The sequence below is a fragment of the Planktothrix sp. FACHB-1355 genome, assembly GCF_014748295.1.
Classification (GTDB): Bacteria; Cyanobacteriota; Cyanobacteriia; order Cyanobacteriales; family Aerosakkonemataceae; genus Aerosakkonema; species Aerosakkonema funiforme_A.
The window spans coordinates 15069-27742 of the sequence record NZ_JACJUP010000001.1; the positions used below are offsets into that span (position 1 = coordinate 15069).

Consider the following 12674-nt stretch of genomic DNA (forward strand, 5'->3'; position numbering starts at 1 on the left):
ATGGAAATGTTATCCCGAAGTTTTTTATGGAAAAATTCGCTCTTATTTGGGGCTGTGCAAGACCAAGCTTCTCAAATTATCAATCAATCTGCACAAGGTTCTCAATTTATCAGCGAATCGCTCGATCGGCTTTGGGATGACGTGCTGAGTGGCGGCTTATACACCGCCCTCGCCAATCTCGGTATTTTGTTTGCAGTAGGCACCTTACTGATTTTCATGGTGCAGTGGGCTAAAGATTTGATTGATGGAGAGGAAGTCCGCAGTTTCTCCGAACTAATGTGGCCTATTTTAGTTATCTGTTTGCTCGCGAATAATGCCTCACTTTTATCAGATTCAACGAAAGGTATGCGGTCATTAATCAACCAAGTCAATCAAACAATCTTAACTCAAACAGCCTCTAGCATTAGCCTGCAAGAAGCTTATCAAAAGGTGATGTTAGAAATCGGTTCGGAAGATTTAGCGCGTGGTATTTTAGCTCAATGCGCTACCAAAGCAGACCCGCTCCAACAGCAAGATTGCGTGAATAACGCAGTGGAACAAGCCAAAGCTTCTGCCCCACCTAACCCTTCCCGGTCGTATCAAAATTTTTTAGATTCTCTCAATCCTTTACAGCAAGGACAAAATTTGGTTAATACTTTGCAATCGGGCATTCAAAACACGCTCGTCATGTCAGCTAGAGGATTGCTGATTGCTTTCGGTATGGCCTTTCAATGGTTGGTTGAAATCACTTGGGTGCTAACAGCTTTGCTTGGCCCTCTAGCAGTTGGCGGTACTCTACTTCCCGTCGGCCAAAAAGCTATCTTTGCTTGGCTGATTGGGTTTTATTCAGTTGGATTAGTCAAACTTTGTTTAAATATTGTGACGGGATTGGTCGCCACTTTAGTTGTAAATGCAGGCGACAACGACCCCATGATTTTTGCTTTCGCCGTCGGCCTACTAGCACCAATACTGTCACTGGCGTTAGCAGCAGGTGCAGGAAAAGCCGTTTTCGATGCCTTACAAACTGTGATTCGGCACGGTTTACTTGCAGGCGGTAAAGACGTGCGCCGGGGCGCTAATGCGCTTGGACAAGTTACTGGCTTTGTATTTTCTAAAATACTCGGTCGCTAAAACATAATAGTTGAATCGCCCCATTTTTTGAATTTTGAAATAATTTTGAATTGTTTATGGCTTCTCCTCAAACTCCTTACACGGAAGAATCAGCGACAACCAAACGTTTGCGCTTTCTAGAAAGACAAGAAAAGCGCTTTACAACAAGTGATACTTTAGCACTTTTTGCTGTTGTCACGCTGGGTTTACATATGATCAACCTTTTAGGAGTAATTCTCCTCTACGGTGCTTATTCCAGTTTAGCTCGAAAAGCACCACCGACTTTAGTGCAATTAGAAACAGGTAAAACCATAGCAGTAGCGCCCCTTGGCTCTAAAGAAAGAACCCCAAAAGTTATTAGCCAATTTGTCGCTGATATCTTCACATTAATGATGAATTGGTCTGGAACTTTAGCAGCTACAACTGTAGAAGAAGCTGCCAATCCCAAGCCCGACCCTGGCGTAAAAATAGATAACAGAAATCGCGTTACCACAGCAGCATGGCAAGCGAGTTTCGCTTTGTCTGAAGATTTTCGGAAAGAATTTCTCACTAAGCTAGCTCAAATTACTCCGGCGGGAGTCTTTAACCGCTCAGTTCAAGTTACTTTAGTTCCTCTGGAAATTCAACCGCCTACCCAAATTGGTGAGGGAAAGTGGAAAGTCAAAATGGTGGCGAACTTGATGGTAATGGACAAAACCAGCAATTTAGGGGATGTAATTCCCTTTAATAAAGAGATTTACGTTCAAGCTGTGGAAGCGCCCAAAGCCCCGACTGAAACACTATCAGATTTAGGTTCTAAAGTTTATTCTGTGCGACAAAGTGGATTAGAAATCTATGCAATCCGCGATTTAACCAAGGAGGATTTATAATGACAGACCCCAAGGATTATTCTGAATTTGCTTCTTTCGATCCAGATCATATACGTGCAAGTGAAAGTAGTTCAGCTTCCGAGCGAACGTCTCTAGGATTACCAGAGCGCTCTAGCCGTTCCCCAGAATCTTTAGAGCGACCATCTTCTAGCGATCGAAATGGAGATGAAGCTGCCACGGTTTGGGATCGGAAAAGATTAGCGGAATTAGTTAATTTTGAAGAGGATGGTGAACCGCGCTCAGCTAAAAAATCAGACTCGCCTGGAGCAGAAAAAGACGCAACGAATAACATTGTTTCTCGCGATGAGTTATTTGAGTTCGATCCAGACGATCCAAACCAGTCTAAAACCGAACGCACTTTTTCTAATAGCCCTTGGACTAAGGGTGGTTTAGTCGGGATGGGCGCAATGGTCGTTTTTGTAGGCGCGGGACTTTTTCTCAATAACGTTTTCAATCGCGGGAAAGTCGCGCAAGCACCACCCACTCCCACTCCGACCCCAGCACTAACTCCAGCGCCGACACCAGCTGAAAATGAAACGGGAAAACTCAAGACTGAAATCGCTCTTGGCACCCAAGCCGAACAATTAGCGGCACTCAATCGTGCTAAAAGCCCTTCTAACCTAACTCCAACACCGACTGCAACACCAAGTCCAAGTTTGGCTCCCACGGCGACAAATACTTCTCCAAATCAAGCTCAAACTTCAACACCAACGCCCACCCGTACTGCCAAACCTGTTGTAAGCCCACCAGCAAATAACACACCTTCTCCCGCGCCCAGAGTCATCGTCAGAGAAGTGGTGAAAAGAGTTCCGGTGCCAGTTCCAGTACCGCAGCCAGCACCTGTCAGACAAGTGCCGATTGCCACCAATAGGCCAGCACCTGTACCCGTTGCACTCGATCGACCAGCTCGGCAGATTGTGCGATCGGCTCCGCCGCTGCGCTCAGCGCAATCGCCAGCACCAGCACCAACGATCGCTCCTACTCCTACTCCTAGACCTCCAGCGGTACAGCCAAAGGAACCGACGATCGCTCCTACTCCCAGACCTACTCGTGCAACAGAGGCATCACCACAGCCCGATCCGTTCGCACAATGGCAGGCACTAGCTAGTGTGGGTAGCTACGGACAGGCAGATGTTCCTGGGGACGACAGCCAAGAAGTTGCTGCTGTACCTGTCCCCTCTCAGCAGGCAGAACCAGCTATGCCGGGACAAATCGGCGTTTCCCCAGTACCTGTTAGTGCTTACCCTTATACGGTTATGCCGCCAGCAGCGCCGGGGGCGTACTCGCCAGGGGAACAAGTTGCGATCGCGGCAGCGGAACGAAGCTCTATCGCGCTTCCCAAAGCTGTAAGAGTTATTGCCGACCCGCCTGCGCCTTATACAAACCAAGGTACTAGCAACGACGCGGCTGAAGAAAGCCTACTACTGAATGGTTCTCGATCGCCAGCAGCTCAACCCCAACCCGAAGTAGCCGCCATCAACCCTGAAGAAAGCTTGCTACTGAATGGTTCTGCATCAACAGTAGCTCAAACCAACCAATCCCCCGATTTAGTCGCAGCCAACTCAGGTATGCAAGCGGTAGATGCCGAAGAAGATGTACTGATGGGCAGAGTTCCACAGCAACCACCATTATCACTGCGCGATAATTCTCCCGCTCTCAGCGGTCAATACCTCCAAGTAGGAACCAGCGCCAGCGGCAAGTTAATTACACCAGTCCTCAATCCTTCAGGAGTCACTACCGCCAACACTAATAAGTACGCTAATAATCCTTCTAACCCCAATGCTCAAAGGTTTGCAGTTCAGCTAACATCCCCCCTACTCAATGCCTACGGACAACCGATTGTTAATCCCGGCACTTTGATTGTATTTACAGTTGCTTCAGTTGCACCAAATGGATGGGTTGATGCTATCGCTGAATCTGTGGTGTTTTCTGATGGAAGAGAATACCGTTTACCCCCCGGAGCGATCGGTATTCGGGGAGATGGCGGCAAACCATTAATTGCTAAAAAATGGGATGACAAAAGCCGGGAAATTTTCTCGCAGGATGCTAATGCTTTTCTCTTTGGTGCGCTTAGCAATGTAGGCCGAGTATTAAATCAGCCTCGCAGCGAGTCTTATGAATATAATTCCGGTTTTGGTTTTGGTTTGGGTCGTCGCAGCATCGAGCGCAATAGTCCAAATGTTTTGGGTGCTGTATTGTCTGGCGGATTCGCTCCAGTTTTGGAGTCCATTATGCAGCGGAATGCTATGGCAATGCAAGAAATGCGTCAACGCCCCAACATTTGGTATGTATCCGCCGGTAAAGAAGTTCAGATTTTTGTTAATCAATCGTTCCAATTTTAGTTAAGGTGTAAAGCCATGCAATTTTCACACAAGGCTAAATTTTGCAATTCTCTGCTACTGACAGTACCTTTAACTTTTGGGTTTGTGGGTGTTTTTCACCAGGATGTTCAAGCTGCCCCAGTCAGGCAAGGGCATCAGGTAGCCTTACTTCAAATCGATCGATCCGTTGCACTCGGAAATAGGGCGAAACCTCCCACTGTTGTCCTAGTGCCAGGTCACGGTGTAAATATCAGCTTTATTCCTACTGGGGAGATTATTGAAAAGATTTGGTTGGATAATCCGCAATATGCCACTTTAGATGTGGATGGTTGTTTGTCATCTCAGCACTCAGGTAGAAAATGCGATAGCCCAGGCGCTCAAGTAGTACACTTGCGTCGGATTGTGGATTTGAATTTTCCAGGGCTGCATTCTACTCCAGATACCACATTGACAGTTGTTACCAGAGATGCTAGTTCCGGTTCGCGATCGGGCAATCGAAGCGTTTACACTTTTCGCGTAGCTAAAGGAAGCGGCGTTCCACGTTATAGCGTTATCGAAATTGTATCCGATCAAGGACGTGCTGTTGCAAACGTCGCGAATGTTGTTAATGTGGCTAATAATTCTGCGGGTACTTCCGAAGTTTCTTCTGTTAGCTACGAGACACTTACAACTGGGATGCAAGTTGCTTTGGCGCAAGGGCTTTTGCAATATCGTTCTGGCCTTTGGTATCGAATTAACGACTTTTTGTTGCGGCTGAAGGCGGGTACACCGTTGCAAATGGCAATGGGACTTTCTGGGTTGAACGAAAGAATAGTTTCGCGTCTGCGAGATTTGGGGTCGGGTGACGGTTTGGACAGATCTCCTATCGTGCCGTCTGCACCTGTTTATTCGGAGAGAGATGCTGCGTATCGACAACCATTACCAGCTGTTCCTCCTACAAGCCGCAGGCGATCGATACCCGTCTCTGTTCCAGTTTATCAAGCGCCTCAGCAGGTTCCGGTTTATTCTCCGGTTTATCAAGCACCTCAACAAGTCCCGGTTTATTCTCCGGTTAACATCGCGCCTGTTTATCAAACTCCAAGGTTGGTGCCGCCAGCAGTGACGCCTTACCGTAGCGGCACTGCTGGCATGACGACTCCACCTTTTGTGCCAGCTGCCTATTGAGTGGGAGGGGAAGAGTATGTTGATAGCTCGTTTGATAAGGGTTTTTAACAGTGTGGGATTTAAGCGTTTCGGTCAATGCTGTTTGGGGTTTATTTTGGCTTTTGTTTTTGGTGGCCTTTTCTTTCCCAGTACAGCTCAATTTCCGCCTGCAAGTGTACCGGGTGCAGCAATTGAGATCGCAACCTTTAAAAATGCTGCAATTCCCGACTGGAGTCAGATTAGTTTTGGTTCCTTGCCAGGAGCTTTATCCGATGGAGGTTTTACAGTACCGCCAGATATCGTTTCTCAATTAGGATTCGACCCATCCCGTACTTGGGCGGCAGGCCAAAAACCTGACACTTTTCTAGGACTGGGCGATTTTGAAGAATCTTTTTATCTCCAAAAATTCAACTTAGCAACGATTGCCCAACTGGTAAGTTTAGATTTATCCAAGTTCAAGTTGTCAGATTTTGGAGCCATAAAATTCCAAAGCATTGCCAGTTTGGTTAAGGCTATTCCCACCTTGAAAAATTTTAAAATTGGAGAGGTATTGCCAATTAATGACTTATTAGCGGCTTCGCTGACCCAAGGTTTTAATCCTTCAGAAACAATTGCTCAACTTTTACAAAAGTCTCCCATATTGGGCGAACTGTCTCTGAACGATATTCCACTCGAAGCTTACCCTTTATCTGATTCAATTCCCGAATTACCAAATACTGCCCTTGGTTCATTTAAAGATTGGGAAAGAGTTTTGATTAAAGAAGTGCCTGGATTGAGTAACGTTCCTTTCAGTCAATTTCCTAATCCCATTCAAGCTGTAGGTTCTACTGTGGGTTTAGTTGATGTTGCGTTTGGAACAGCGGAACAGGAGCGAAATCGCACAATTTCAGGAAGCGATCGCCAAGGCTTTAGTGTGAAATGCGATCGCGACTGCGCCCACATCGAATTAGCTGGAGATGAAACAGTTCTGGGGAAGCAATGGATATCGGGAAAGTACCAACAAGTCAAAGGCGGACATGGCGTACTAGCGCGGGTTAACAACGGGAAAGAACCTACCGGAAGACACCCTTTTGGCAATGCTTTCAAAGTGGCGATTTGGGAAGTCAAGGAAACGACTGGCGAAGCATCTCAAGCACTCTTTTTCCGTATGTGCATGAAGTTTTTGGGCTGTACTCCGTATTTTATTGGCCCTATTCCTTGGCTCACCTATCAAGAAAAGATGCCGATTTTCTTAGGATTAATTGAACCTAGTACCAGCAATAGCGTATCAACTTCAACAGGTGCTACGCCACCACAACTCGAATCCACTGCTAACAATTCGCGTTATCAGCAAAAAGATAGCTTTCAAATTCCCAGCGCAACTAGCGGAAATTTAGGATTTCTTATTAAGGAAATCGCAGATTGCAAAGTCACCCATAATGGTGTCGTTTTAGATGCTTTATCTAAGGCTATTAGTTCTCTGGAAGGTGATTATACATCTGTAGGTTCTTACAGTTGCGATCGCGCTGGAAACTGCGGACGCGGTTTGGGAAGCAAGCAGTTTATGTCCTATCGTTCCGATGTGCGATCGCTAATTGCTGCCAAACCAGGCGGAACTGAATTTTTGTCGCGTTTGGATGGAGGTAATCTTATCACACCAGATGAGTTAATGCAATACTTCAGCCCTCAAGAACAAGAAGATTTATTTCGGTCGGATGCCAGGGTGCTGCTCGATCGTGCTACCAGTACCATCGACCCCCAAACCGGGCAACTTTTTACAGGTTCAAGATTAATTGAACGAGTGGGCCAAATGCACTTCGGCGGCTCTTCGATTCCAATAGATGCTCAAGCTAGCGATGTTTTTGGTCAATTGACTGTTAAATCCTACGGTCAGAAAACCGAAGCTAATTACGAACAAGCTTTGCAGTCAATGGGTTGTCTGTAAAGTTCCCATAATAAAGGTACGCGGTGAAGGCATTACTTCGTTTATTTCTAACGCTAACACTTGAATAGCGGGAGTATTCAAGGGAGGTTTTTGATGAAAAATGTTGAACTATTTACTAAACATAGACTTCGGGTAGTCATTGTAGCCTGCTTGATAGCGCTCTTTGCTTTTGGCTGGGGCTTTATGGCTAAGACGCAAGTAAACAAACCAACGACATTGACCTGGCAACCTGCACAGAAAGTTGTCGAAACGGCTTTGTTTCAAAAAGTTTTAAAAGAAAACTTTCAAAGCGCCAGTAATGAATCTTTCCCCAATGCAGTTAAAGTCAAAGTAGTTACTCTAGCCGCCGATCAAAAATATTTCGTCTTTGACTTCAATACGGCTAAATTGTGCGGCGTTGCTGGCTGTTTATATAGCGCCTACACAACGGATAGTCAAAGGATTTTAAGTTTAATGCTAAAACCTCAATTACCCAAAGGTTTTAGCTTGTTAGTCCAAAGCTCCGAAACGAGAAATGGGTATCCGTGTTTAGATGTATTTCAAAGAAACTCTAACGAGTTAGTCAGTAGAAGCCATTTTTGTTTTGAATCAGGACGCTTAGTGCTATTGAATCAATCGCTTAATGAGGTTAAATCGTGAATATGAAGGCTACAGTTTTAAGTCAATCGAATACTCCTAATCTTTCTAAGTTGGCTCCGACTCAACAGTTAATTCACCAACTTCAGTCCCCCAGTGGGTTGATGCTGTTAGGATGTCTGGGTTTTGCGATCGCTTTACAATTGCTAAATGGAGTTGGTAAGAAAGGCAAGCTTGCTACTGGCTACTGGGGAAGTGGAAAAGAAAAAACCCGTGCTGCTAAAGTTGCTAAAAAACAGATGCGAAAAGTGACTCGCAATAACGTCGCTCTCTATATTGGCACACCAGATCATATCAGAAAAAAGCTGCGTCAAGAGTGGGAAACTGCTGGACTGATTAAAAAGTTAAATCCTTGGCAGCAAACAATCCAAACATTCGCTGCGACACCGACTTTATACGTACCGGATGCCCAACGGGGGATTTGTGCTATAGGTGCAGCGGGTTCGGGAAAAACTTTCAGCGTGATTGACCCTTTGATTCGTTCAGCACTTGACCAAGGTTTCCCAGTCTGTCTTTACGATTTTAAATATCCGGCGCAAACTAAACGGGCTGTAGCTTACGCCATGAAGCGGGGTTATACCGTGAGAGTTTTTGCACCTGGTTTTCCTGAAAGCGAAATTTGCAATCCCCTTGATTTGATTAGAGATGAAGAAGATGCGATCGCCGCAGGTCAACTATCAATGGTTTTAAACAAAAACTTCGATAAAAGTGGAGGAACTGCTTCTAGCGATAAGTTTTTTGAGGATGCGGGAGATGCGTTAATTGAAGGCATTTTATTAGTGACTAAAGCCATTAAAACTTTGACAGGTACAGATGAATACTGTGATTTGATGATGGCACAAGCTATTTTAAGTTTGCCTAGTTTAGCTTTCAGATTAGAAGAAGCTTCTAAGACTAAACTAAAGGTTTGGACTTCTCGCCCGCTTTCTCAATTAATTAGCGTCAAAGATTCAGAAAAAACTGTTTCTGGTATCGTCGGTACAGCACAACGAATCTTTCAAAGATTTTTAAAGAAAGATTTTGTCGGGGCTTTCTGTGGTCAGACTACTTTACCTCTAGATATTGATGAAAAACAGTTAGTGATTTTCGGATTAGACCGAAACAATCGCGATATTGTCGGGCCACTCTTAGCCGCGATTCTTCACATGATTGTCAACCGGAATGTTTCGCGTACTGTGCCGCGCCAAGACCCATTAGTAGTAGCATTAGATGAGTTGCCTACTCTTTATTTACCTGCTTTAGTTAATTGGCTGAATGAGAATAGAGAGGATGGCTTTTGTGGAATTTTGGGTTATCAAAATGTTAGTCAGCTTGAAAAAGCTTATGGGAAAGAGTTAGCTAGAGCAATTATTGGGGGTACAGCAACCAAATTCATTTTTAACCCCCAAGACCCGGAATCGTCTAAACTTTTTGCTGATTATTTAGGAGAAATGGAAATTCAACTTAAGTCTAAAAGTCGCAGTACGGGCAAAGGTGGAGGTTCGAGAAGTATCAATGAAAATATTCAGAAACGGCATTTATTAGAAGCCGCCCAATTTGCTAAAATGAAAACCGGGAAGGCGGTTATTATTAACCCGGCCTATACTCGTGGCGATGAAGCTTATGTTCCTCTATTTCAATCCGTAAAAGTTCCCAAAGATGATGTCGCTGAAATGCAATGGTCTGAGGATAAATGGAACTTTATTCAGCAAAAATTGCAGCAAAGGACTTTGACTATCAGTGAGGAAGAACGGCGAGAACAATTTAACGTTCGTCGCGCTTTAGCTTCTGAGCTTTTTCCACTTCCAGACAAAGAAGAAAGTAAGAGTAATCCCGGAGCAAGTGAATTAGCAGACATATTTTAAGCAGAAAATTATGCAATTAGCACAAACATTGGAAAAATTAACTCCTTTTTGGAAAAGAGAAATTGAAAAGGCATTAGCTTTACCTCCACTGCCTTTGGATTACCAACCTAAAATAGTGGAAATTTTCGATGATTTAGGATTACTAGCTGGGAGTGTTTTAGGCGAACCTTACCAGTGTCATAGACCTGAAATAGACTTGACAAATTTCATAGCTTGGTATCTAGATGGACAGCTTGTTTTCTTCTATCTTGGCGATTCTATCGTGATAGATAGGCTCACTTTAATGGCAAAAGCGAGTAACTTACTCAATGTAATTGAAGGAGGATGAAATGCCAGATATTTTTACAGGTTCTCAAGGAGACGCAGTTAACTTAATCGAACAATGGCGGCACTTTTTAGAAGAGTTATTGAGAAGTGAAACTGAAGAATCAAACCCCGAAGCTAGAGGTTTACAAATTTACGATAATGACCGATTAGTTTATGGAATGGAAAGAGAAACTAATCAATTTAAAGATGAGGTGACTGGGTTGGTTGGACAAGTAATCAATCCAGAGTTATTAGGGCTGCTTGAAAAACTAAGAGATACGCCCGTTGGTGGGTTAATACCAGAAGCAGCTAACAAACGAATCGAGTTGGATGGGAGGATTATCTTGCAATCCGATCGCCAAGGAAAGGTAATTATTAATGAAATTATGAAGGCAAAATCTCAGGAAAATTTTACTGAACAATCTCTTTCAACAGTTGCAGAGCCAAATTCAGAATCCGTATGGTTGGAAAATAAACCTTTACCGTCACCTCCAGAAGAGGAAGATTATTACTCGCCAATTGAACTTGGTACTGATAGTTCGTTACCTATTCTAGAATCTGAAAAACTGTGGTCAAAAAGCGATCGCGAGAACAACTTACAAAATTCTTATGACCAAATCCCAATCCCAGTAGAGGCATCCAATACAGTTTATCCTCCTAACCCTGAATTATTATCAGCAATAAGAGAGGGTATAAAGAAGGGAAATTACCAAATAATTAACCAAGCTTATACTGGAGTTCCTTATCAGGAAAAACAACAACTTTTTAACTCGTTAACTCCAGAGGAACAAAAAGAAGCCAGATTGCTCAAACTCATCCATCAAGTAGAAGAACTTTCTGGTATAACTGATGGTTCTATTCATAATTTCGTGCGGGAGGCGATGCAGAAACAATCTAAATCCCAACCAGATATAGAACATAAAATTGAACAAGCTAGTGAAAAATCGCAGAGTATTTCTGGTTATGAAAAAGTTCAGCGATCGCTTGCCGCACTTCCTCAAACGGCTTCCGTTCAAATGGCTGCCAATTATAGCACTGAAATGCAAACTTTATTAGAGACAATTCAGGAACAAAATCAACAGATTAATTCTTTGCAGAATTCAGTTAGCCAAATGCAGCAGTTAATCACTGCACGGGTTGAACAGCCTACTCAATTTTCCTGGTGGCAGCAAGCTAAACAAACTGTCACGAACCTCTGGGAAGACTTTAAACGCCGGGAAGAATGCCACACTTATGCAAATGCTATTCGCAGTTTCTACAGCCAAAAAGTACCCCCCGATAGGTCAACTATTTATGTTGCTAATTATGTCATTCAAAGAGATGGGAAAAACTACACGCTTAGCGATCGAGATGGGCAAACAGTTCTCAAGTTTCGCGCTAGTGGTTTGGGTGTACGTGTTGATTCCAATGTTCGACTTCACCCTGAACAAGAACGAGATTTGACTGAACTGGTAATGGCACAAATTAAAGGTAGACAACCGGGTGGTGCGTTTGCCGTTGTCGGACAGCAGGAAGTGGATTATTATCTGCGAATTCAAAAGCTTTCTAGCGCTTTGGTAAATTATGCAAAATCCCAAAATAGTGCAGTAGAAATTGATGGAAAGCTTTCTTATAAATGGAAGGCTACCACGGAGGGAGTTGTGGAAATTCACTCTAAAGATGGGCGGGGTTTATTGTTAGTTCAGTCTGGTGGCAAGATGGTTACTCAACTATCTGAACGTGATTTAGCTTACTTTGAGGCTATTTTACCGAAACTGCGAGCGCCAGGAATATCCTTACAACCGAAAAAAGAAAAATCGCGAGACAAGGAAATTGGTGATTAATTCACAGAAGCATGAAGAAAATCGCATCTAAGCTAACACTTAGTTACTCAAGTATTGATATTATGCTGTGACTTGAAGAAGATTTTGGCCAGGTTTTGTCAGAAGAAATTGGCCAACTATAAAGCTGAAAGGCTGATTCCATCGTTAAATAAGAAGCAGATTTGGAGCCAGTTCGGAAGAAGAAAGTGGTCACAAATACAGTAAAAATGGTGCAGCCAACTTCAACTCCCTCAAATAACCCGCCACTTAATGGCGAAGATCCTTAGTTTGCCTCCATGTCATTTTCCGGCCTTTTTTGGAATGTAAAGTTGACCAGCTATCTTTGGAACGTAAAGTTGGCCACCCTGGCCAATTTCTTCTTCAAGTCACATATGCTTTAAGGATTAGATTTTAATTCACAATGCCTATACCATCCGAAATTTTAGCTCTCATTGACCGACTAAATCAGGAACTAGAGCAAACTGAACGAGATGCTACAGAGGGGCTTTCCTTAGTCAGACAAAGATTGTCCCGCTGACCAGACAACATTGTACTTACTCAATTTTTTGCTGCTTTGAGTAATATCCTGCTTTTTGTAGAAATATATCGAGGCAGAATTCAGAGTATTGTCGATCGCATCTCGCCAGAAAATGTACCTAACGAAATAATTCAGGAGGCGGGAGAAGATCTGGGAATCATCCTGGGGCGGGTATTGGATGGACATATTATTCCGCACCAAA

General features: G+C 43.8%; 10 protein-coding genes. 9 read left to right on the forward strand and 1 reads right to left on the reverse strand.

Features of this window, described 5'->3' with window-relative positions; all coding sequences use genetic code 11:
- The 9 genes from H6S82_RS00075 to H6S82_RS00115 all read left to right on the forward strand — a co-directional run bounded on the left by H6S82_RS00075 (window position 1) and on the right by H6S82_RS00115 (window position 11955).
- Complete coding sequence (locus H6S82_RS00075) at window positions 1-1110, forward strand: hypothetical protein (RefSeq protein ID WP_190464661.1); 1110 nt, start codon at window positions 1-3, stop codon at window positions 1108-1110.
- A 56-nt stretch (window positions 1111-1166) separates the two neighbouring features.
- Window positions 1167-1958, forward strand: coding sequence for a hypothetical protein (locus H6S82_RS00080; RefSeq protein WP_190464662.1), 792 nt, complete (start codon window positions 1167-1169; stop codon window positions 1956-1958).
- Window positions 1958-4300, forward strand: a complete 2343-nt coding sequence (locus tag H6S82_RS00085) for a TrbI/VirB10 family protein (RefSeq protein WP_190464663.1) — start codon at window positions 1958-1960, stop codon at window positions 4298-4300. The genes H6S82_RS00080 and H6S82_RS00085 overlap by 1 nt, the downstream gene beginning before the upstream one ends.
- A gap of 15 nt (window positions 4301-4315) precedes the next feature.
- On the forward strand, window positions 4316-5443 hold the full coding sequence (locus tag H6S82_RS00090) for a hypothetical protein (protein WP_190464664.1): 1128 nt from the start codon (window positions 4316-4318) through the stop codon (window positions 5441-5443).
- Between the two features lie 16 nt (window positions 5444-5459).
- Window positions 5460-7346, forward strand: a complete 1887-nt coding sequence (locus H6S82_RS00095; protein ID WP_190464665.1) for a hypothetical protein — start codon at window positions 5460-5462, stop codon at window positions 7344-7346.
- Between the two features lie 93 nt (window positions 7347-7439).
- A complete protein-coding gene (locus H6S82_RS00100) occupies window positions 7440-7985 on the forward strand; it encodes a hypothetical protein (RefSeq protein WP_190464666.1) in 546 nt (181 codons plus the stop codon).
- 2 nt (window positions 7986-7987) lie between these two features.
- Window positions 7988-9826: a type IV secretion system DNA-binding domain-containing protein gene (locus H6S82_RS00105; protein WP_190464710.1), complete on the forward strand. Its 1839-nt coding sequence runs from the start codon at window positions 7988-7990 to the stop codon at window positions 9824-9826.
- A 10-nt stretch (window positions 9827-9836) separates the two neighbouring features.
- Window positions 9837-10154, forward strand: a complete 318-nt coding sequence (locus H6S82_RS00110; RefSeq protein ID WP_190464667.1) for a hypothetical protein — start codon at window positions 9837-9839, stop codon at window positions 10152-10154.
- 1 nt (window position 10155) lies between these two features.
- The gene (locus H6S82_RS00115; RefSeq protein WP_190464668.1) at window positions 10156-11955 is read left to right on the forward strand and encodes a hypothetical protein; all 1800 of its coding nucleotides are present in this window, start codon (window positions 10156-10158) and stop codon (window positions 11953-11955) included.
- A gap of 490 nt (window positions 11956-12445) precedes the next feature.
- Here H6S82_RS00115 and H6S82_RS00120 read toward each other — a convergent pair whose 3' ends face one another.
- Window positions 12446-12658, reverse strand: a complete 213-nt coding sequence (locus H6S82_RS00120) for a hypothetical protein (RefSeq protein WP_190464669.1) — start codon at window positions 12656-12658, stop codon at window positions 12446-12448.
- Between the last annotated feature and the right edge of the window lie 16 nt (window positions 12659-12674).